This is a genomic window from Streptomyces sp. NPDC057617 (assembly GCF_042800555.1).
Lineage (GTDB): Bacteria > Actinomycetota > Actinomycetes > Streptomycetales > Streptomycetaceae > Streptomyces.
The window spans coordinates 346,558-367,771 of the sequence record NZ_JBHVGV010000001.1 but is presented as its reverse complement, the minus strand read 5'-3'; the positions used below and the strand labels follow the sequence as shown (position 1 = coordinate 367,771).

At 71.6% G+C, this 21,214-nt stretch carries 21 protein-coding genes; 16 read left to right on the top strand and 5 right to left on the bottom strand.

The genetic code is table 11. The features are described from left to right. Positions 1-34: 34 nt before the first annotated feature. Positions 35-3,571, top strand: a complete 3,537-nt coding sequence (locus ACFU9P_RS01625; RefSeq protein ID WP_384077065.1) for a phosphodiester glycosidase family protein — start codon at positions 35-37, stop codon at positions 3,569-3,571. A 127-nt stretch (positions 3,572-3,698) separates the two neighbouring features. On the opposite strand, the gene ACFU9P_RS01620 is transcribed toward ACFU9P_RS01625, so the two are convergent. Next, complete coding sequence (locus ACFU9P_RS01620) at positions 3,699-4,295, bottom strand: DUF1349 domain-containing protein (protein ID WP_376385774.1); 597 nt, start codon at positions 4,293-4,295, stop codon at positions 3,699-3,701. 200 nt (positions 4,296-4,495) lie between these two features. Here ACFU9P_RS01620 and ACFU9P_RS01615 point away from each other — a divergent pair, with 200 nt between their 5' ends. Next, the gene (locus ACFU9P_RS01615) at positions 4,496-4,951 is read left to right on the top strand and encodes a MerR family transcriptional regulator (protein WP_384077062.1); all 456 of its coding nucleotides are present in this window, start codon (positions 4,496-4,498) and stop codon (positions 4,949-4,951) included. Positions 4,952-5,045: 94 nt separating this feature from the next. Further along, positions 5,046-5,513, top strand: coding sequence for a PaaI family thioesterase (locus tag ACFU9P_RS01610; RefSeq protein ID WP_384077059.1), 468 nt, complete (start codon positions 5,046-5,048; stop codon positions 5,511-5,513). An 81-nt stretch (positions 5,514-5,594) separates the two neighbouring features. Here ACFU9P_RS01610 and ACFU9P_RS01605 read toward each other — a convergent pair whose 3' ends face one another. After that, complete coding sequence (locus ACFU9P_RS01605; RefSeq protein ID WP_384077056.1) at positions 5,595-6,494, bottom strand: NAD(P)H-binding protein; 900 nt, start codon at positions 6,492-6,494, stop codon at positions 5,595-5,597. Positions 6,495-6,507: 13 nt separating this feature from the next. Continuing rightward, positions 6,508-7,149, bottom strand: a complete 642-nt coding sequence (locus tag ACFU9P_RS01600) for a ScbR family autoregulator-binding transcription factor (RefSeq protein WP_046504204.1) — start codon at positions 7,147-7,149, stop codon at positions 6,508-6,510. Between the two features lie 506 nt (positions 7,150-7,655). On the opposite strand from ACFU9P_RS01600, the gene ACFU9P_RS01595 reads away from it, so the two are divergent. The 5 genes from ACFU9P_RS01595 (at position 7,656) to ACFU9P_RS01575 (ending at position 11,996) form a co-directional block, all read left to right on the top strand. Further along, the gene (locus tag ACFU9P_RS01595; RefSeq protein WP_376385782.1) at positions 7,656-8,792 is read left to right on the top strand and encodes a type III polyketide synthase; all 1,137 of its coding nucleotides are present in this window, start codon (positions 7,656-7,658) and stop codon (positions 8,790-8,792) included. Between the two features lie 142 nt (positions 8,793-8,934). Continuing rightward, positions 8,935-9,465, top strand: a complete 531-nt coding sequence (locus ACFU9P_RS01590; RefSeq protein WP_376385784.1) for a cupin domain-containing protein — start codon at positions 8,935-8,937, stop codon at positions 9,463-9,465. A gap of 12 nt (positions 9,466-9,477) precedes the next feature. Next, complete coding sequence (locus ACFU9P_RS01585; protein ID WP_376385786.1) at positions 9,478-10,080, top strand: hypothetical protein; 603 nt, start codon at positions 9,478-9,480, stop codon at positions 10,078-10,080. Beyond that, complete coding sequence (locus ACFU9P_RS01580; protein ID WP_384077053.1) at positions 10,077-11,153, top strand: PrsW family intramembrane metalloprotease; 1,077 nt, start codon at positions 10,077-10,079, stop codon at positions 11,151-11,153. Before ACFU9P_RS01585 ends, ACFU9P_RS01580 begins: the two co-directional genes overlap by 4 nt. 69 nt (positions 11,154-11,222) lie before the next feature. Further along, positions 11,223-11,996, top strand: coding sequence for an SDR family NAD(P)-dependent oxidoreductase (locus tag ACFU9P_RS01575; RefSeq protein ID WP_376385790.1), 774 nt, complete (start codon positions 11,223-11,225; stop codon positions 11,994-11,996). 24 nt (positions 11,997-12,020) lie between these two features. On the opposite strand, the gene ACFU9P_RS01570 is transcribed toward ACFU9P_RS01575, so the two are convergent. Beyond that, positions 12,021-13,013, bottom strand: coding sequence for a ScbA/BarX family gamma-butyrolactone biosynthesis protein (locus tag ACFU9P_RS01570; RefSeq protein ID WP_384077050.1), 993 nt, complete (start codon positions 13,011-13,013; stop codon positions 12,021-12,023). A 168-nt stretch (positions 13,014-13,181) separates the two neighbouring features. Here ACFU9P_RS01570 and ACFU9P_RS01565 point away from each other — a divergent pair, with 168 nt between their 5' ends. The 8 genes from ACFU9P_RS01565 to ACFU9P_RS01530 all read left to right on the top strand — a co-directional run bounded on the left by ACFU9P_RS01565 (position 13,182) and on the right by ACFU9P_RS01530 (position 20,473). Then, entirely contained in the window at positions 13,182-13,847 is a 666-nt protein-coding gene (locus tag ACFU9P_RS01565; protein ID WP_384077047.1) for a ScbR family autoregulator-binding transcription factor, read from the top strand. Between the two features lie 288 nt (positions 13,848-14,135). After that, positions 14,136-14,795 (top strand): ScbR family autoregulator-binding transcription factor, encoded by a 660-nt coding sequence (locus ACFU9P_RS01560; RefSeq protein ID WP_376385796.1) that lies wholly within the window; start codon positions 14,136-14,138, stop codon positions 14,793-14,795. Between the two features lie 207 nt (positions 14,796-15,002). Beyond that, positions 15,003-15,830 carry a BTAD domain-containing putative transcriptional regulator gene (locus ACFU9P_RS01555; RefSeq protein ID WP_376385798.1) on the top strand — a complete coding sequence of 276 codons (828 nt, stop codon included), beginning with the start codon at positions 15,003-15,005 and terminating at the stop codon, positions 15,828-15,830. Positions 15,831-16,166: 336 nt separating this feature from the next. Further along, positions 16,167-16,952 (top strand): SDR family NAD(P)-dependent oxidoreductase, encoded by a 786-nt coding sequence (locus ACFU9P_RS01550; RefSeq protein WP_376385800.1) that lies wholly within the window; start codon positions 16,167-16,169, stop codon positions 16,950-16,952. Positions 16,953-17,051: 99 nt separating this feature from the next. After that, complete coding sequence (locus ACFU9P_RS01545; RefSeq protein WP_376385802.1) at positions 17,052-17,891, top strand: NAD(P)H-binding protein; 840 nt, start codon at positions 17,052-17,054, stop codon at positions 17,889-17,891. 107 nt (positions 17,892-17,998) lie between these two features. Further along, entirely contained in the window at positions 17,999-18,652 is a 654-nt protein-coding gene (locus ACFU9P_RS01540; protein ID WP_384077043.1) for a hemerythrin domain-containing protein, read from the top strand. A gap of 103 nt (positions 18,653-18,755) precedes the next feature. Beyond that, on the top strand, positions 18,756-19,277 hold the full coding sequence (locus tag ACFU9P_RS01535) for a DUF1772 domain-containing protein (RefSeq protein ID WP_376385806.1): 522 nt from the start codon (positions 18,756-18,758) through the stop codon (positions 19,275-19,277). A gap of 191 nt (positions 19,278-19,468) precedes the next feature. Next, the gene (locus tag ACFU9P_RS01530) at positions 19,469-20,473 is read left to right on the top strand and encodes an AraC family transcriptional regulator (RefSeq protein WP_384077040.1); all 1,005 of its coding nucleotides are present in this window, start codon (positions 19,469-19,471) and stop codon (positions 20,471-20,473) included. Between the two features lie 7 nt (positions 20,474-20,480). Here the strand turns inward: ACFU9P_RS01530 and ACFU9P_RS01525 are convergent, their stop codons facing one another. Next, on the bottom strand, positions 20,481-21,113 hold the full coding sequence (locus tag ACFU9P_RS01525; protein WP_384077037.1) for a 4'-phosphopantetheinyl transferase: 633 nt from the start codon (positions 21,111-21,113) through the stop codon (positions 20,481-20,483). Between the last annotated feature and the right edge of the window lie 101 nt (positions 21,114-21,214).

Here is a 21,214-nt window from a genome sequence, read left to right as displayed (position 1 = left end):
CCAACCGCGCATCCACCGTCTTCCAGGAGAAGTTGTGGGCCCAGGCTTTGCCCGGCGGTCCGCCGTGCTGTTCGCGGCGGTCACCGCTCTGACGGCGGGGGCGGCAGCCCCGTCCTTCGCCGACTCCGTCCCCGACCCCCGTCCCCGCACCGCCGCCGAGATCCTGCGGCCGGTCGCCCCGCCGCCCGCGAGCGCGGCCACCGCCGTTCCGCAGTCCGCCGGGAACGCCGCATCCACCGGCGGCACCAGAGCCATCGCCGACGGCGACGGCATCGAGACCGCGCGAGCCTCGCGTCCGATCGCCCCCGGCATCCGGCTCACCTCGTACGACCGGCTCGAATCCGACAAGTGGCTGCGGGTCGACGCGCTCTCCGTCGATCTCGACGGCACGGGCGCCCAGGCCGACTACCTCTCCTCCGGCAAGGTCTCCGAGCGCCGTACGGTCTCCCAGCTCGCCGCGGCGCACGACGCCGGGCCGGGACGCCGTACCGTCGCCGCCATCAACGCCGACTTCTTCGACATCAACGAGACGGGCGCGCCCCAGGGCCCCGGTATCGCCGACGGACAGCCCGTCCACTCCCCGGCGGCCGGCGCCAACCAGGCCGTCGGTATCGGCCCCGGGAGCGCGGGCCGGATCCTGAAGCTCTACTTCGACGGCACCGTCACCCTTCCCTCGGGACCGCGGGCGCTGGCGGCGTACAACGCGGCCAATGTGCCCGCCGGTGGTATCGGCGCCTACACGTCGGGCTGGGGCGAGGCCGACCGGCGCCTCACCGTGGACCGGGCGACACCCGTCGCGGAGGCGGCCGTCCGGGACGGAAAGGTCGTCTCGGTGTCGGCCGCGCCCGGCACGGGCCCGATCGCCGAGGGTACGACCGTCCTCGTCGGCCGGGAGGCGGGCGCCGTGGCACTGGCCGCGCTGCGGCCCGGCGACCCGGTGGCGCTGGAGTTCCGGCCGCGCACCGACAGCGGCCCCGTGCCGCGCACCGCCGTCGGCGGCAGGGAACTGCTCGTCGTGGACGGCGTGGCACGGAGCCACGAGGGCGAGGGCAACAACACCGCCGCCCCCCGTACCGCCGTCGGCTTCTCCCAGGACGGCAGCACCATGCAGGTGATCACCGTCGACGGCCGGCAGGCCGACAGCGGCGGAGTCACCCTCACCGAGCTGGGCCTGATGATGCGTGAGGCCGGGGCGTACAACGCCCTCAACCTCGACGGCGGCGGCTCCTCCACCCTGGTCGCCCGCGCCCCCGGCAGCGACGCCCTGCGCGTGGAGAACAGCCCCTCCGACGGCAGCGAGCGCACCGTGCCCAACGGTCTCGCCCTCACCGCGCCGGACGGCACCGGCCGGCTCACCGGCTTCTGGGTCGAGACCCGTACCCCCGCGGGCGCGGCACCGACCGTCGACCCGGTCAGGGGCGGCCACCCCGAGCGGGTCTTCCCCGGGCTGACCCGCCGCCTCACCGCCGCCGGATACGACGAGACGTACGGCCCCGCGGCCGGCACACCGCGCTGGCGGGCCGTACGGTCCTCGGTCGGCCGGGTCGACAGCCAGGGGGTGTTCACCGCGCGCGCCAGTGGCACCACCGAGGTGCGCGCCGAGCGCGGACACGCGGCGGGCGGTACGGAACTGACCGTGCTCGGCCCGCTCGACCGCATCCAGCCGACCACCCGGCGCGTGGGACTCGCCGGGGCGGACGCGACCGGCACCTTCGGCCTCGTCGGCCTCGACGCCCAGGGCACCAGCGCGCCCGTCGAACCCCGGGACGTACGGCTGGAGTACGACCACTCGCTGTTCAGCGTCACCGACGACGGCCGGGGCTCCTTCACCGTGAAGTCCCTCGGGGACACCGGCGCCGGACAGATCACCGCGAAGGCCGGCGGCGCCACGGCCGTACTCGCCGTGAGCGTCGGCCTTGAGGAGCAGCGGGTCTCCGGCTTCGACGACGCCGCGTCCTGGACCTTCAGCCAGGCCCGCGCGAGCGGCTCGGTCTCGCCCACGCCCGACGGCCACACCGGCACCGGGCTCACCCTCTCGTACGACTTCACCCAGTCCACCGCCACCCGCGCCGCCTACGCCAGTCCGCCCGCGCAGATCGCGGTGCCGGGACAGCCGCAGTCCTTCAAGCTCTGGATCAAGGGCGACGGCAAGGGCGCCTGGCCCACCCTGCACCTCAAGGACGCGGCGGGCTCCGACCAGTTGCTGCGCGGACCGTATGTCACCTGGACCGGCTGGCAGCAGGTGACGTTCGCCGTGCCGGCCGGAGCGGCGACACCGCTGAGCGTCTACCGCTTCTATCTCGCCGAGACCGCCGCCACCAAGCTGTACACGGGCGGGATCGTGATCGACGATCTGACGGCCCAGGTGCCGCCGACCGTGAACCTGCCCGAACAGCCTCGGGTGGCCGACCCGTTGATCGACTCGGCGGCGGACACGGAGGGCAGGGACTGGCGGTTCGCGGTGATGTCCGACGCCCAGTTCGTCGCCCGGGCCCCGGACAGTCCGCTGGTCGCGCAGGCCCGCCGTACCCTGCGCGAGATCAGGGCCGCGCGGCCGGACTTCGTGGTGATCAACGGCGATCTCGTCGACGAGGGCTCTCCCGCGGATCTCGCCTTCGCCCGTACGGTGCTGACGGAGGAGCTGGGGGACGCCGTGCCCTGGTACTACGTGCCCGGCAACCACGAGGTGATGGGCGGCTCCACCAAGAACTTCACCGACCAGTTCGGCCCCGCCCAGCGGACCTTCGACCACGAGGGCACGCGCTTCCTCACCCTCGACACATCGAGCCTGACCCTGCGCGGCGGCGGGCTCGCCCAGATCAGGGCCGTACGCGAGCAGTTGGACGCGGCGGCGCGGGACAGCCGCGTCCACTCGGTCATGCTGATCGAGCACGTACCGCCGCGCGACCCGACGGTCCAGAAGGCCAGCGAGCTGAGCGACCGCAAGGAGGCCGCCCTGATCGAACAGTGGCTCGCGGAGTTCCGCCGTACGACCGGCAAGGGTGCGGGGCTCATCGGCAGCCATGTCGGGGTCTTCCACGCCTCGCACGTGGACGGCGTGCCGTATCTGATCAACGGCAACTCGGGCAAGGCGCCCGCCGCCCCCGCCGCCGAGGGCGGCTTCACCGGCTGGTCGCTGATCGGCGTCGACCGGATCTCGCGCGGCGAGCAGGCGGCGGCGCGGCTCAAGCCGTGGCAGGGTGGGCCCGACTGGGTCTCCGTACAGACCCGCGCGCACACGGACGCGCTGACGCTGGACGCGCCGGCCGTGCTGACGCCCCGGCACAGCGCCCGGGTCACTGCGGCCGTCACCCAGGGGACCCGGCAGGTCCCGGTCGGCTTCCCGCTGAGCGCCGACTGGACCGGATCCCCGAATCTCCGGATCGGGGGTTGGGACGGGGCGCGTCCGCGCCATACGGCGGTCTTCGACCCGGTGACGGGCACACTGACCGCGCTGCGGCCGGGCACGGTCACGCTCGCGGTGACCGTGAACGGGGTGACGCAGCGGGCCGAGATCCGCATCGCCGCGTCCTCGGCGGGCGGAGCGGTTCAGGTCACGCCCGCGGCCTGATGTTCCGAGGTGAGTACGGTGGTCCGCGCCCGGCACGGGGCGCGGACCACCGCTGCTTCCGGCTTCCGGCGGGGCTCCTGTCGCCGCCGGGCCGGGGCGGCAGTGCGGCCTCTGTCGCCCCGGTGCGTCAGGACAGGTCGTCGAGGCGCAGCGCCGTGAAACGGGCCGTGAAGCCCTTCCCGTCGGGAGAGGCGCACATCGGTCCTGCCTGCGCGGCCACTTCCGGCGGGAAGTAGGCGAGCCGCAGCATGGTCTCCGGGTTCCCGTCGACGCCGTAGTGCACCGTGACGGTGTCGCCCTCGCGCAGCAGCTCGACGGTCACAGGACCGGGGGTGTCGGTGAAACGGTCGAGCGGTACGACATTCCAGTCGGACACCTCACGGGTGACGACGGCGCTGAGCTGCTGCCGGCCGTCGACGTACTCGATGCCCGTCTTGATCCAGTTCTTCTCGTCGAGCCGGAGCAACAGCCCGGCCTGGTCGTACTGTTCGCGGTAGTCGCCGGAGAAGGTGATGCGCAGCCGGAAGCTCGCGGGCACCGGCCGCAGCAGGGCATGGCCGGTGTCGCGGACGAAGCCGTAGTGGGTCTTCACCCAGAAGTCCGTGTCGGGGGCCGTGGTGACATCCAGGGCTTCGTCATAAGCGGCCCAGTGGGCGGGCGGGTTGAGCCAGGTCCAGTCGGTGAGGCCCAGGCATGACTCCGTACCGGTGGCGCTCTCGCCCATGTCGCTCCTCGTATCGGTGCTCGGTGTACCAGTGCACGGTCCATCGGCGGTGCCCGCCGATGGACCGTGCCCGCCGTTGATCAGGATCAAGAATCCCATGACCGCCGACGGCGGACCGCGGAATTGCTCAGGCGGTCAAGTGCGTCCGTTCGTGTGCCTCCGTTTGCCCTGGAGCGCGCTCCAGGGTGGAGTCTGGATCCATGGCTTCAGTGGTTCACCGGCCGGTGCCGGACGAGGAGATCCCGAACGGCGGGCTGACGATCGGCGAGGCCGCGGCGGTCTGCGGGCTCAGCGTCGACACCCTGCGCTACTACGAGCGCGAGGGGCTGACCGCGCTGCCCGCCGACCGCGCCCCCTCGGGCCAGCGGCGGTACTTCGCCCGCGATCTGAACTGGCTCGCGGGCATCGTCATGCTCCGGGGCACCGGAATGCCGATCCGGGACATCCGCGCCTACACCGAGATCTGCCGGCGCGAGGGCAATGAGGCGGAGCGGCTGGCCGTACTGGAGCAGCACCGCGAGCGCGTACTCGAACAGCTCGACGAGACCCGGCGACATCTCGCCGCCATCGAGAAGAAGATCGACTTCTACCGCACGGGCAGGGGCGCCGCCTCGTCCGAGCGGCACACATCCGAGCAGCACGCCGACCGCCGATGAACGGGAGGCGGTGGTGAGCCGGGGCCGGGCGGCCTTCCGCCGTCGTTGGCCGCGCGGTCACCCGGCCGTCGTCCCGGCGCGTGACCATGGACCGGTGGATGCCACCGCACTGGCGCGTACGCTGCTGGACCCCGTCCCCGCCCACCGCACGGCCGGGATCGAGGTGCTGCGTGCGGCGGACGGCGCGGCCGAACTCGCCCTCTCGACGTCTCGCGCCCTGACCAATGTGATCGGCTCGCTGCACTCCAGCGGTCTGATCGCCCTGGTCGACGCAACCGGGCTCGCCGCCATGATCGCGGTGAGCGAGAGCGCGGACGCCTTCCGGGGCGTGGTGCCGCTGGGCGCCGCCGCCTCCATGGAGTTCCTGGCCCCCGCCCGGGGCCGGCTGGTCGCGTCCTGCCGACTGGACGACACGGCCCGCGAGGCGCTGCGGGCCGTCCTCTCCGGCGAGAGCGACCGCGCCCGTCTCAGCACCTCCGCCGAGGTCGTCGACGGTACGGGCACACCGGTGTGCCGGGGAACCTTCGACTGGAGCGTCCGGCGGATGCCTGAAGCCGCCTGACCGTCCTCGGCCGGGGCTTGCCGGATGTTCCGGACCACCCGGAGATCCCCGACCGGTCGGAGCCGAGCGGCCGGGGCGAGGTCAGGCGGGCCGGAAGGCCCGGCGGTGGTCCGTCGCCCAGGAGCGGTACGAACCGGCCGGGCGGCCCAGGAGCGCCTCCACCGTCGGCTCCACCCCGGTCTTGCCGCCCGCCCGCTGCCGCTCGGCGCTCTCCATCAGGGCGCCGGCCACCGCTGCCGGATACCGGGCGAGCAGCCTCTCGTACGCCTGGTCCCGCGTCAGTTCCGCGAACCTCAGGGGGCGTGCCATCACCTCGGACAGCACGGCCACCTGCTGTACGGGGCTGATCGCGGCCGGGCCGGTGAGGGCATGGGCCCGGCCGGAGGGGACGGCTCCGGTGAGGCAGAGCACGGCGATGTCGGCGATGTCCCGGGGATCGACGGTGGCATTGGGCGCCGCGCCGCCGAACCCCCGTACCACGCCCTCCTCCCGGACCGAGCGCGCCCAGCCCAGGGTGTTGGACATGAAGGACCGGGGGCGGAGAAAGATCCACTCCAGGCCGGAGGCGCGGATGAGATCTTCACTCCGACGCTGCCAGCGCGTGATCAGATCCATGGCGTCCGGCTCGGCCACCGCCTGCGCGGAGAGCTTCACGACATGCCGTACCCCCGCGGACCGCGCCGCCGCGACCAGGTGCTCGTCATGGGCCGGGGCGAGCGGGTCGGCCGTCACCAGCAGCGCGGCTCCGACCCCCTTCATCGCCGCGGCCAGACTGTCCGGCTCCGTGAAGTCGCCGCCCACGATCTCCGTCCGGGGGCCGGCGAACGCGGCGATACGGCGAGGGTCGCGCGCGAGCAGCCGTACGGGCTCCCCGGCGCGGGGAGCGGCCGGGACGGCAGCGGGGGGAGCGGGGAGCGTGGCGCACAGACGCTCCGCCACCAGCCGCCCGACCGTCCCGGTGACCCCGGTGAGCAGGATCATCGCCGAAGACTCCTCAGCCCCGGTAGTCCGCCGCCGTCACACGCGCGCCCCGGTCCGGCGCGGTGTCGATACTGGGCATCAGCCCGGGGACCGCGATGCTCGGCAGAATATGACCCCAGAGCGTGGAGACCCGGTGCCCGAGATCCTCGCGCTGGGTGAGCGCCCGGGACATGATCTGGATGCCCGCGAACGCGCCGACCAGCAGCTCCACCGTCTCCCGCGGCTGCACATTGGGCAGCAACTCGCCCTGCTCACGGGCCTGTTCCATCAGTGTGATGAGGTGCTCCGGCCACTGTCGGAAGGGGCCGCTGTGATCGATCCCGGGAGGCGCGCCCTGGTCCACGGTGAGTCGGACACTCCCCCTGAGCAGCGCGTTGTCCAGGAGCCGATGGGCGACGGCGAAGGTGATGTCGACGACTTCTTGTAACTTGCAGGGCTGCGGCGGAACGGCTCCGAGCTGCACCTGCTCGTCGAGGACGGCCTGGGCCAGTGCCTCCTTGGACTGGAAGTGGAAGTAGAGGGCGCCCTTGGTGACGCGGGCACGCTGGAGAACCATCGTGAGCGTGGTCGACGCGTAGCCGTACTCGTCGAAGACCGCTCCGGCCGCTTCCAGGATCGCCGTGCGCGTCCGGATGGCGCGCTCCTGTGTTGCCATGAAATGCCTCTCTACCGACCGTCGAACGGGCACCCCAAAAAACAAACCGCCCACCCCGTACTATAGTGCTCAACGGGATGCGGAATATATCCTCTTCGCCATAACAATTTGGGACGGACGCGGAGACTCGTACACTGCCGTGTCCCGTACCGGTCGGCGACCGTACGCGTGTCGGTGTGCGGATCGGATTCAGGGTGCCTTGAAACAGGGCAATCGGTTTGGTTTGGATCCGGTGCGGTCGGCTCGGTGCGCCCCTCGCGAGGATCTGTACGGGACACCGCGCCCGACGGCGCGCGGTACCGCCCGAACGGCCCAACCGGCCCGCTCCGTCCCTACGTTCCGTAGTCGGCGCACGGAGCCCTGACGGTTCTTCGCATCCCGCGCCGATCCCTCCGGGACGGCCCTCTCCGCGCGCCTTCCGCCCGCGTTCCCCGGGTTGCGTGGTGATTGACCACCCATGAGTGTGGGCCGCAGTTCACTGCGATCACGAATGAAGGAGAGCGCTCGTGGCGACCCTGTGCAAACCCGCTGTCTCGGTTCCCGAGCATGTGATCACCATGGAAGACACACTCGCTCTCGCCCGTTCGCTGCACCCGGACCACCCGCAACTGGCTCTCGCGCTGCGGCTGATCCGGAACACCGGGGTGGCCAAGCGCCATATCGTCCAGCCCATCCAGGACACACTGCGCCATCCGGGCTTCGAACACCGGAATCTGCTGTACGAGTCCGAGGCCAAGGCCCGTGTGCCCGCCGTGATCGACAGCGCCCTCGACCACGCGCAGCTCCGTCCCGCGGACATCGATCTGATCGTCTATGTCTCGTGCACCGGGTTCATGATGCCGTCGCTCACGGCCTGGCTGATCAACACCATGGAGTTCCCCACCCACACCCGCCAGCTCCCCATCGCCCAGCTCGGCTGCGCGGCCGGCGGCGCGGCCATCAACAGGGCGCACGACTTCTGCCGGGCCTACCCCGGGGCCAATGTGCTCATCGTCGCCTGCGAGTTCTGCTCGCTCTGCTACCAGCCCACCGACCTCGGGGTGGGCTCACTGCTGTCCAACGGCCTGTTCGGGGACGCGGTCGCCGCCGCCGTCGTCCGGGGCGAGGGCGGCACCGGTATCGCCCTGGAGCGCAACGGCTCCCACCTGGTGCCCGACACCACCGACTGGATCGCGTACAGCGTCCGGGCCACCGGCTTCCACTTCCTGCTGGACAAGCGCGTACCCACCACCATGGAGCCGCTGGCCCCGGCGCTCCGCGCGATCGCCGATCAGCACGGCTGGGACGCCACCGGCCTCGACTTCTACATCATCCACGCCGGCGGCCCGCGCATCCTCGACGACCTCAGCCACTTCCTGGAGGTGGCCCCCGAGGCGTTCCGGTTCAGCCGGGGGACCCTGACCGAGTACGGGAACATCGCCAGCGCCGTCGTCCTCGACGCCGTAAGAAGACTCTTCGACGAGGGCGGGCTCGCCCCCGGGGAGCGGGGCATCATCGCCGGGTTCGGGCCCGGCATCACCGCCGAGATGGCCCTGGGCCGGTGGACGACCACCGGGGCGGGGCCCGTGTCCGCCGTGGCGGAGCGCCATGTCTTCGGGACGCGCGGCCGCAGCGCCCATCCGGCGACCGAACCGGTGAGCTGACCATGACGGGCCCGGCCATGGCCGCCGCCGTCACCCGGCCGGCGGTGAGGCGCCGCCGCGGAACGCCCGTCCGCGGCCCCGAGACGCGGCCGGCCGCCCGGTGACCGGCCTCCCACCGCACCCCACCGTCCTGGAGCACCGCATGACCGAGCTGACGAAGTCCGAGGGCCTGATCGTGCCCCCGGGCGGGGGCACCGTCATCCGTACCGCGGCCCAGCAGGTGACCTTCAAGGTCACCGGAGAGCACTCCCGGGTCTCCTCCACCTTCGAGGTCGTCGTACCGCCCGGCTTCGACGTCGGCGCCCACCGCCACACCCGCAGCGAGGAGCTGTTCTACCTCCTCGACGGCGAGCTGGACGTACTGGCCTTCGAACCGCGTGTACTGAGCGAGGACTGGCGCCACTGGGAGTCCGCCTCGGGGCTGAAGTCCGTACGGGCCACCCCCGGCACGGTCGTCGTCGTACCGCCCGGCTGCCCCCACGCCTTCGCCAACCGGAGCGACAAGGACGCCAAGATGTTCTTCCAGTCGTCCCCGCCGGCCGACCACGAGCGGTACTTCGAGGAACTGCTCGACATCCTCAAGGACGGCGGCACGCCCGACCCCGAAGCCATCGCCGAACTGCGCGTCCGTTACGACATCGAGCAGCTCACGCCGCTGCGCCACGACGTCTAGGCGCCCCGCCGCATGGACACCGCAGCGGTCACCAGGCGCCTGCCCCGCCGGCCGGTACGCCCCCGGCGCTGGGCCGTCGTCGCCGTCCTGCTCGTCATGGCCGCCCTCACCGCAGGCTGGCCGCTGATCGACCGCGCCCTCGCCGACAAGGAGCCCGTACCGTCCGGCACGGTGCTGGAGCTGGGGCCCGGCAGCAATATGGCCGCGCTGCGGGTGACCGGGGCGGGCTGGCGGCTGAGCAAGTCACGGAGCGACCCCGACTCCTCGTACGCGCTGTCCCGGGGCGGTGTCGACCTGGTCGCCGGCTATGTCGACCTGTCCTCCGGCGCCAGCGCCGGGCAGCTCTGGACGGGGCTGCGCCGGGTCCTGTCCGTCGCGGACCAGGACACCCGGCTGGGCGGCCCGCGGCCCGTCACCAGCACGGCGGGCGCGACCGGGCTGACCGGCGCGCTGACCCGGGAGAACCGCGCAGGCACCGCCACCGTGTGGGTGCCGCCCGAGCAGGACTACGCCGTGCAGATCACCGTACTGGCCGAGCCGGGCACCGCACCGCGCACGGTGGCCGACGCGATGGCGGTGGCCCGCAGCGTCGCCTTTCCGCAGGAGGCGTCATGACCATGGCCGTACCGTCGTCGGCGTACGCGTCGGTACGCGGGTCCTTCCGCAGGCAGCCGGTGGGCTGGCTCTGCGCGCTGCTGTGCCTGCTCGGCGGCGCGCTGATCGTCGCCGACTTCTCCGCGATCATCCGGGTCTTTCCCGGCGCCGCGCTGCTCGCCTTCGTCCTGCTGCTGATCACGGTGGGGATCGGCGTGACGGTCCTTCAGCGGGTACGGCCCTTCCGGGCGGCGCCGCGCGGCTGGGTCTGGAGCGGTGTCGTCTGGGGCGCCACCGCGGCGACCGGCTGCGCCATCGTGGCCAACACCGGGCTCACCGGTATCTGGTTCAAGACCGGGGGCATCGACTTCGGCTCCGAGTGGGCCGCGGCCCTCACCGCACCCCTCAACGAGGAACTCCTCAAACTCTGCGGGGTCGCGCTGATCGCCCTGGGCGCACGGCAGTTGGTCCGCGGCCCGCTCGACGGGTTCTTCCTCGGCGCGTTCACCGGCCTCGGCTTCCAGGTGGTGGAGAACTGGACGTACGCCATGAACTCCGTCCTGGCCGGCGGGGGAGTGGCGGGGGGCACCGATGTGCTGCAGTCCTTCGCCACCCGGGTCGTGGTGACCGGACTCGGCTCGCACTGGGCGATGACCGGCGTCGCCGGAGCCGGCATCGGCTTTCTGCTCGCGCACGACGCCCGGCCGCCGCGCCGGCGGATCGTCCCCGCCGTGCTCTGCCTGCTGACCGCCATGGCCATGCACTGGTTCTTCGACGCGCCCCTGCTCGTCTCGGCCGGGGGCACCATCGGCAAAGTGGCCGTCAACTTCGTTGTGGCGGCGGGCTTTTATCTTGTTCTGCGGCACCGGTCGCGGCGGCGGGCGCGCGCCTTCCTGCGGTCACCCCGTACCCCGCTCTCGGCCGACCTGCTCACCCGCGGCTCCCGGCGGCGGGCGCTGCGGAGGGTGCCCCCGGCGCTGCGTCCCGCGGCCGAGGCGAGGGCCTCCGCCTATCTCAATGTGGTCGAGGAACACGCGGCCGACAGCACGGGAACCGGGCCCGGTTCGGATCCCCGCCATGGACAAGCGTATTAATCGGTTGTTCAGCTCGGAAAAACCTCAAGAGCGCTCCATGCCGGTCCGCCCGCTGGCACACTCCGGCACATGTCGACCAACTCACACACGCTGACGGGCAAGTCCGCCCTCATCACCGGAGCGAGCAGCGGCGTCGGGGCGTGCGCCGCCCGGGTGTTCGCGCGCGAGGGGGCCTCGGTGGTCCTGATGGCGCGCCGGGAGGAACGACTCGCCGCCGTCGCCGAGGAGGTGAGACAGGCGGGAGGACGGGCCGAGTACACCGTGGGGGATGTGACGAAGCCGGCCGACATGGCCCGCGCGGTGCGGACGGCGGTGGAGTCCTTCGGGGGACTCGACATGGCCTTCAACAACGCGGGGGTGGGGGCCCATCAGACTCCGCTGCACCTCACGGGCGACGACGAGTACGACGAGATCATGGACACCAATGTCCGGGGGGTGTGGAACGGACTGAGATACCAGGTCGCGGCCATGCTCGACAGCGGCCGGGGCGGCTCGATCGTCAACAACAGCAGTGTCGCCGGGCTGGTGGCCACCCCCGTCTCCGCGGCCTTCATCGCGGCGAAGCACGCGGTGATCGGGCTGAGCAGGGCGGCCGCCGCGGAGTACGGGGCCCGGGGGATACGGGTCAACGCCATCGCACCGGGCATCGCGGGCAGCGAGGTGGTCCAGGAGTGGTTCAGCAGGCACCCCGAGGCGGAGAAGCTGCTGCACCGGTCGACCCCCCAGCCCCGTACCCCGGAACCGGAGGAGGTGGCGGAGGCGGCGGCCTGGCTCTGCAGCGACCGCGCCTCCTTTGTGACCGGCGTGGTCCTGCCGGTGGACGGCGGCTTCACCGTGCTCTGAGCGGACAGCGGACAGCGAGGAGCCTCAGGCGCCGGGCCGGGCGGCGGTGACCACACCGCTGAAGACCTGCTCGCCCTCCTGATGCCCGGTCACCAGGACCGAGGACTCGCCGCCGAGCCGCCGCGACAGCCGCCGCGCCTGGATCCGGCACGGTACGTCCAGCTCGGCGAAGCGCGGGAACTCGGCGGTGCAGCCGGTCAGTACGAGACCGCCGCCGCCCCGCAGCACCGAGGTGGCCGCCTGCCGTGCGGCTTCCAGCAGGACCATGCCCGGGATGTGGTCGACCGGGTGGTCGAAGAGCACCGGATGCCCGGTGTCCACGCGCAGCAGCCAGCCCGGCTCGTCCCCGCCCGGGGAGAGGACCACGTCGTACGGGCCGGTGCGGCCGACGCTCCACGGCGCCACCGGCGTGGTCAGGGGCGGCCGCCGTACGTCGGAGCGGGAGGCGCGCTCGCCGCGCAGCCTGCGGTAGACGGCCGGTACGGCGCAGACGAACGAGGCGCGCCCGGTGGCGACGGTCCGCCCGTCGCGGCGGACGACCGCTTCGTAGCGCAGCCCCGCGAGTTCACCGTCGCGTCTTCGCGTGATCTCCGGGCAGACGACATCGAGTTCGAGCCCGGCGGGCACACCGCCGACCGCGAGCTGCCCGGGCTCGACGGTGAAGGACAGATCCCGCATCAGGAACTGGTGTCCCAGCGGGGTGCCGAACTCGGCATGCGCCAGCAGAGAACCGACCTGTCGGACTGTTTCTGCGGCCAGCAGTGGATCGTGCAGGCCGTCGATCGGTGTGTAGAAGCAGTGCAGCCGCGGCCACTGCCCCGTCACCGTGAAGCGCGCCTCGTCGACCCGGCGCCAGCCGGTGAGCAGGACCTCCGCCACCGCCGCGCGGTGCACGAACTCCCTGGGCACGGTGGTGGTGAGCTGCGGGGCGGGGGCGCTGATTCCGGCCGGGCCCGCCGGTCTCCCGGTGCGCGGCGTACCGTTCGTCCGGACCGCCCGGACCGTCATTTCGGACATGGAGTCTCCCCGTGGCGCACGGATGCTGTCGGGAGCGGCCGAGTGCTCCCACGAGCGGGGGAATATACAGACCACCCGGTTTAGTCGGTAGGCTTGACCGCGAACGGCGGGGGAGCCACCTCAGGGCGTCACGAGGACCCCTGGAACTGCACGACGGGAGCCACCCGCATGGCGCAGCAACAGCGTGCGATCAAAACGCGCGCCGCCATTCTGGAGGCCGCGGCCTCGGTCTTCGACCAGTACGGCTACGACGCCGCCACCATCTCCGAGATCCTGGCGCGGTCCGAGGTCACCAAAGGCGCACTCTACTTCCACTTCCCGTCCAAGGAGGACCTGGCCCGGGGGGTGCTGAGGGACCAGACAAGGGACCTGGTACCGGCGCCCACGGACTCCAAGGTCCAGGAGCTGATCGACGTCACCATGGTCGTCGCCCACCGCTCCCTGCACGACATGATCCTCAGGGCCGGCACCCGGCTGGCCGTGGAGCAGGGGTCGGTCGACTTCTCCGACGTCAGCCCCTTCCCGGTGTGGTCGTCCCTGAGCGCGGAACTGCTCGTCCAGGCCAAGGAGCGGGGCGAGCTGCTGCCGTACGTCAAACCGCGCGAGACGGCCGAGCTGGTGGTCGGCGCCTGGACGGGGATCCATGTCTACTCGCGGGTGGTGGCCGACCGCCGGGACGTGGAGCGGCGGGTGTCGGTGATGTGGGAGCACCTGCTGCCCAGCATGGTGATGCCGCGTCTGCTGCTCGGGCTCGATGTGGCGTACGACCGCGGGGCCCGGGTCGAGGCCCGCAGGCTCGCCGCCGAGGAGGGGGCCGGGGACGACGCGGAGTGATGACGGGCCGTGACCGAACGGTCCTCCGCGCGCGGGCGGAGAGCCCTCCGGTGTGGCCGCCGTGCGCACGGGCGAGGCCCGTGTGAGGTTCATCCGATCAGATCGGTCTCCACGCGTTCTCCAGGCACTCTCCAGGAGGTCTTGAGCGGGTCTTGAGCCACTGAGGTGCGGGAGCGGTTCCGGACATCAGGAGTGGCGTAAAGCTTATACAAACCGCGTCGACGGTTTGTTAATGTCGCAGCGCACACCGCTTTCGCTTCCGGTCATCCCGACAATCTGGAGCCGTTGATGGTCAAGCAGGAGCGCGCCGCCCGTACACGACGATCACTGATCCGGGCCGCGGCGGAGGTGTTCGCGGGGGAGGGCTTCATGCCGGCGTCGCTCACCATGATCAGCCGCCGGGCCGGAGTGAGCAACGGCGCGCTGCATTTCCACTTCTCCAGCAAAGAGGCCCTGGCCAGGGCGGTGGAGGAAGAGGCGGCACAGGAGGTGCGGCAGATCGCCGAGCGCTGCCGGGCCACGGGCGCGGTGGGGGTCCAGTTACTGGTCGACGCCACGCACTGCCTGATGCGCAGCCTCGACGACGATGTCGTGGTGCGCGCCGGGTTCGAACTCAGTGGCGACATCTCCCGCCGGGGCGGGATCAATCTGCGGCGCCAGTGGCGCCAGTGGGTCGAGAGTGAACTCGAACGGGCGGCGTCCGAAGGCGCGCTGGCCGACGGGCTGGCACCCGACGATGTGGCGAGTGCGCTGATGGCGGCGACGGTCGGTTTCGAAGTGCTGGGTGCCAGGGAGGACCGGGACTGGATCTCCCGGCGTACGCTGACCCGGTTCTGGGAGCTGATGCTACCCGCGATGGCCGCCGGACAGCATCTGGACACCCTGGTGACCTGCGGATCCTGCCGGTCGGACGATGGCCGGGAGGTGCCTGTGGGGGAAGCCGTTTGACGGGAGTACGCTGCCCGTGTCGTGCCCGTATTCCGAGCGTTCGGTAACCAGCGAGTGACCCCGATGTACGGAGCGTTAACAAAAAACAGTCTGTACGGTTTGGTATTGACAAACCGTCTGTCCTGTTTTTGAATCCATGCGCAGCAATCGCACCCCGTGAGCGGCCTCGAACGGTACTGACTTCACCTGCAGGGATTGGGGAGACGCGTGGACATCGACGTACTGGGCGCATTGGCTGTGCGGGAGAACGGCAGATCGATCACGCCGACGGCGCCGAAGCCCCGGCAGGTGCTCGCCTTACTGTCGCTCCACGCCGACCAGGTCGTGCCGGTGGCCGCGCTGATCGAGGAGCTGTGGGCGGGGGAGCCCCCGCGCAGCGCGAGGACCACCCTCCAGACCTATGTGCTGCAACTGCGGTCGCTGATCGCGGCGGCGCTCAAGCACGGTACCCAGGAGGGCCCCGCGCGGACCGCCAAGGAGGTGCTGGAGACACTGCCCGGCGGCTACCGCCTCGACAGCGGCGGCGGCACCAGCGACGTCCGTGAGTTCGACCGGCTCGCCGGACTCGGTTACCGGGCGATGGACGCGGGCGACTACTCCGGCGCGGCCCGCCAGCTCCGCGAGGCGCTCGCCCTGTGGAGCGGACCCGCCTTCGCCGATGTGCACGGCGGCGCCCAGCTCGACATGGAGATCAAGCGGCTGGAGGAGAGCCGGCTGTGCGCGCTCGACCAGCGCATCGAGGCCGACCTCCGGCTCGGCCGCCACCGCGAACTGCTCGCCGAACTCACCGTCCTCGTCAGCCGTTACCGCACCCACGAGAATCTGCACGGGCAGTTCATGCTCGCGCTGCACCGTTCGGGACGCCGCGGTGAGGCGCTGAACGTGTACCACCGGCTGCGCGGCACCCTCGTACGGGAACTGGGCCTCGAACCGTCCGCCGGGCTGCGCCGGCTCCAGCGCTCGATCCTGATGGCCGGACCGGAGTCCGCGGCGCCGGTGGAGAATCCCCGCGAGCCCCTTGTCCGGGTGAGCTGACCGAACGGGCGCGGCCGTCCCCGTACCACCGGGGATTTCATTCCCTTTGTTTCCCGGCGTTCCCGTTGTTTCCCGGCGTTCCCGCGGAATTGTTCCGGCACACCACTCTTCACCTTGGCATGACGCCCGCCATGACCATTCGGGCAGTGGAAATGGCATTCCGTTTACGGATGTTGGAGCCGTGCTAGACAGGTACTCAAGAATTAAAGAACTAAAGCGTGGGCGCGACTACCGTACCTGCCGTCGAAGAGTTTCGGTTCGACGGGGATTCGACGAGGTACGGAGGGAAACCGTGGAGATTCAGGTTCGGGGCCCGCGGAGTGCCGGGGAAATCCGGTGAAGGCGCCCAGAAACCCGGTGGCTCTGATCACGGGAGCGACCCGCGGAATCGGTCTGGGGGTCGCCCGTGAACTCGGCGGGCGCGGCCACCGCGTGTTCATCTGCGCGCGGACCGGCCAGGAGGTCAAGCAGACCGTCGAGGATCTGCGCGCCGAGGGGTACGAGGCCGAGGGCACGGTGGCCGATGTGCGGGACCGGTCCTCGGTCGCCGCCCTGGTGGCCGCGGTGGTCGCACAGTTCGGCCCGGTCAACATCCTGGTGAACAACGCCGGCCGGGGCGGCGGAGGGCCCACGGCCGAGATCGCCGACGAACTCTGGTACGACGTCATCGACACCAACCTCAACGGAGTGTTCCTGCTGACCCGTGAGGTCCTGCTGAACGGCGGTCTGGTGGAGGCGGGACACGGCCGCATCATCAACATCGCCTCCACCGCCGGGAAGCAGGGCGTCCTGATGGGCGCTCCGTACTCGGCCTCCAAGCACGGCGTCGTCGGCTTCACCAGGGCGCTGGGCAAGGAGCTGGCGCCGGTCGGTGTCACCGTGAACGCGGTCTGCCCCGGCTATGTGGAGACCCCCATGGCCGAGCAGGTGCGCCAGGGGTACGCGGCGGCGTGGAACACCACCGAGGACTTCGTCCAGGAGCAGTTCGAGTCGAAGATCCCCCTCGGCCGCTACTCCACACCCGAGGAGGTCGCGGGACTGGTCGGCTACCTCACCACGGAGAGCGCCGCCTCCATCACCGCCCAGGCGATCAATGTCTGCGGCGGTATGGGCAGTTCGTGAGCCCACCGGGAGACTCCACGGTCGGGGTGTAGACGGACGCGTATGGAACTGAGCTTCACAGCTATGTTGCGTCTCAGCGGAGTGGACTTGACTGTACTCATGACTCAGACCACGCAGAACGCCCAGACAGAGACGAAGACGACGCTCGTCATCGGTGGCACCGGCAAGACCGGCCGCCGGGTCGCCGAACGGCTCGCCGCCAAGGGCCTTCCCGTGCGCATCGGTTCGCGCAACGCCGACCGTCCCTTCGTGTGGGAGGACCCGGCCACCTGGGAAGGTGCGCTGGAGGGCGTCGGAGCCGTCTATGTCACCTACTACCCCGACCTCGCCTTCCCCGGTGCCGCCGAGAGCGTCGGCGAGTTCTCCAAGGTCGCCGTCGCGAACGGCGCGCGCCGTCTGGTGCTGCTCTCCGGCCGCGGTGAGGAGGGCGCGCAGATCAGCGAGAACAAGCTGAAGGAGTCCGGCGCCGACTGGACGGTCGTCCGGTCGAGCTGGTTCAACCAGAACTTCAACGAGAGCTTCTTCCTGGAGCCCGTACTCGCCGGTGAGCTGGCGCTGCCGACCGGTCACGCCGTTGAGCCCTTCGTGGACGCCGACGACATCGCCGACGTGGTCGTCGCCGCGCTGACCGACCCCAAGCACATCGGCAAGACCTACGAGCTGTCGGGCCCCCGGCTGCTCAGCTACCAGGACGTGGCCGACGAGCTGACCAAGGCCACCGGCCGGGAGATCAAGTACATCTCGGTCACCAGCGACGAGTACCGTGCCTTCCTGAAGGAGAACGACCTTCCGGAGGACTTCGTCGAGCTGTTCGCCCTGACCCTCGACGGCCGCAACGCCCACCTGGTGCACGGTGTGGAGGAGGTCCTCGGCCGCAAGCCCCGCGACTTCTCCGAGTTCGCCAGGGACGCCGCCGCCACGGGCGTCTGGAACGTCTGACCCGTACCCCGGCCGGCGGGCCGTACCGCGAGCACCCTCGCGAGTACGGCCCGCCTCCCGGGGGAGTGATCCAGCAGCGATGACGCGTCAGCCATGAGGAGACGGCCATGAGTACCCCCATGTCCAGCGAGTTCGGACTCGCTTCCCTGCCCGCTCACTTCCACGGGTTCGCGCTGATGCACATCGCGATGCGCCGTGACGCCCAGCGGCTGCTGGCCGCCGCGCCCCGGCTGACCCACGCCGGACTCGGCGCCGCCGGCGCCTGGTGGCAGCAGCTCCGCGACATCATCGACTGGCACCACCGCAGCGAGGACAACGTGCTGTGGCCCGGACTGCTCAGGCGGGCACCGGAGTTCGCCCCGCAGGCGCGCCAGCTCGGTGACGACCATGTGCTGCTCGACCGGGCCATGGAGGCCGTCACGGCCGCGCTCAGGCCCGGCGGCGATCTGCCGGCCCTCCAACTGGCGGCCAACCGCTTCGCCTCCGTCCTGCGCGACCATCTGCGGGACGAGGAGGCCGTGTCCTTCCCGGTGTTCGCCCGGCTCGTGCCGGACGAGTACCTCGCGGTCGAGCGGAAGGTGATCGCCAGCGCGCCGCTCAAGGTGATGACCCAGCTCCAGCCCTGGATGTTCGACGGCGCGGACAAGCGGTCGGTGGCACAGGTCGCGGCCACCATCCCGCCGCCGGTGCGGCTGATCGGCAATACGGTGCTGCGCAGGCGGTACGAGAGGACCCTGGCCGGAGTGACCCGGCCCTCCTGACCGGGCCGGGGCCTCCCCGTCCCGTCCCGGCCCTTCCTTCTTCTGGCCCGCCCGCGACCCGTTCCCGTTCCAGCTCCACCGACCGACCGGATGAGGAAGCCCGATGCAGACCCTTCCCGCGGCCGCCGGCCCCGTGCTCACCGCCGCCACCATCGGTACCGGGCTGATGGCCGGGCTCTACCTCAGCTTCGACGTGGGGGTCATGCCCGCCCTGGCCCGCCGCGACGACCGTACGTATGTCACCGTGATGCGGCGGATCAACGAAGTGCTCGACAACAGCGCCCTGTTCGGGCTGCTCTTCGTCGGTGTCTTCCTCGCCACCGGCGTCGCCGCGGCCCTCCAGCGCCGTCTGGGGCGGCCGGACGCCGCGCGCTGGACCCGGGCCGCCTTCGTCCTCTACGGCGTCTCCATCGCCGTCACGATGTGCGTCAACATCCCCCTCAACCGGATGCTGGCCCGCGCCGGAGCGCCCGCCGCGAGCCCCGACTTCGGTGCCGTACGCGGCCGGTTCGAGCGACCGTGGACCGCGGCCAACATCGCGCGCACGGTGGCCTGTACGGCGGCGCTGGGCGCCCTCGGCCGCGCGCTCGTCCTCCACCACCGGGCGGCGGCTCCGCGGCCCTGACCGCCTCCCCGACCGCCGCCCCGGGCCACCGGCCCGCCCCGAACTGCGCCCGTCCTCCCACTCGTTCCCCCGCGGGGAGGGCGGGCGCACCCCTTCCGTACCCCTCCCCGCGGCGCCCCGCTGCCCGTACGGCCTGAGACGGATCCGGTGAAAGTGGTGACCATTCATACGGGGTCGTCTAAGGTGATGGCATGGACACACTGACAGGTCTGCTCGAAGGCCCGAAGGCCCGCGGCGCGTTCCTGCTGAAGTCGGTCTTCAATCCGCCGTGGTCCCTCCGGGTCGAGGACCGGGCGCCGATCTCCGTGGTCACCATGGTGCGCGGCGACGCCTGGGTGCTCCCCGACAAGGCGCATCCCGTACGGCTGTGCCCCGGCGATGTCGCGGTGATCCGCGGCCCCGACCCGTACACGATCTCCGACCGGCCGGAGACGGACGTCCAGATCGTCGTCGGGCCCGAGCAGCGCTGCAACACCACCGACGGCGAGGACGTCACCGAGACGATGGCGCTGGGCGTCCGCACCTGGGGCGACGACAGCAGGGCCGGCTCCTCCGTCATGCTGAGCGGCACCTACCAGGCGCCCAGCGAGATCGGCCGGCGGCTGCTGGCCGCCCTGCCCGTGCTGCTGATACGGCCCGCGGAGGCCGGCGACAACCCGCTCGTCCACATCCTCGCCGAGGAGATCAGCAAGGACGAGATCGGCCAGGAACTGGTCCTGGACCGGCTGCTGGACCTGCTGCTCGTCAGCGTGCTGCGCACCTGGCTGGCGGTGCCCGAGTCGGGCGCCCCCGCGTGGTACCGCGCCCAGAGCGACCCGGTGGTCGGCCCCGCGCTGCGGCTGCTGCACGAACAGCCCGGCAAGGCCTGGACGGTGGCCTCGCTCGCGGACACCGTGGGGGTCTCCCGCGCCGGTCTCGCCCGCCACTTCACCACGCTCGTCGGCGAGCCTCCGATGGCGTATCTGACGGGCTGGCGGCTCACCCTCGCCGCAGACCTGCTGCGCGAGCCCGACGCGACGGTGGCGACGGTGGCCCGCCGGGTCGGCTACAGCGGCGCGTTCGCCCTGAGCGCCGCGTTCAAGCGGGTACGGGGCGTGAGCCCGCAGGAATACCGCCAGGAGTACCGCAGGGGCGGCCGGATCCACACGGCCCACCACCTGAGCGCCCCGACCCAGACGGTGGTCCTGGACCGCTGATCGACCGCTAATTTTGAGGGCTCGGTTCGCCGCGGATGGCTATCGCCGTCAGCAGCAGCCCGTTCCGTACCAGCCAGCGGCCCTCGAAGTGCGTGGGGGCTCCCGGTGGGGGCTCCGCGGGGTGCAGGCGGGCCGTGAAGGTGCCCCGGGGGCTGAACCGTACGTCCGCGTCCGCGAAGCCCAGCCAGCGTTCCGCCGCCGGGTACCAGGCCTTGTAGACCGCCTCCTTGGCGGAGAACAGCAGCCGGTCCCAGCACACCCCCGGGCGCTCCGCCGACAGCCGCTCCAGCGCCGCCCGTTCGTCCTCCGAGGCGACCAGGCCGAGGACACCCCGGGGCAGCGGCTCCGCGGGCTCCGCGTCGATCCCCAGCGCCGTCACCTCCGCCGCCCTGGCGGCCACAGCGGCCCGGTAGCCGTCGCAGTGGGTGATACTGCCCACCACCCCCGCGGGCCAGCGAGGAGCGCCGCCCGGGCCCGGCAGCAGGGGAGCGGGCGCCAGACCGAGACCGGCGAGCGACCGCCGCGCGCAGGCGCGCGCCGTGGCGAACTGCGCCCGCCGCCGCTCCCGGCGCCCCGCCATCAGCGCGGCCTCCTCCGGAAACAGCGGAGCGGGGGTCCGGGCTTCTGACGCTTTCCCCACTCTTCCGCCCCGTGGGCAAACCTCCCCCCCCCCCGCGCGCGCTTCCCCGCGCGCGACCAGGGGAACAACCCCCTGAAAGCCCCGCCAACCTCCTCCTGTCT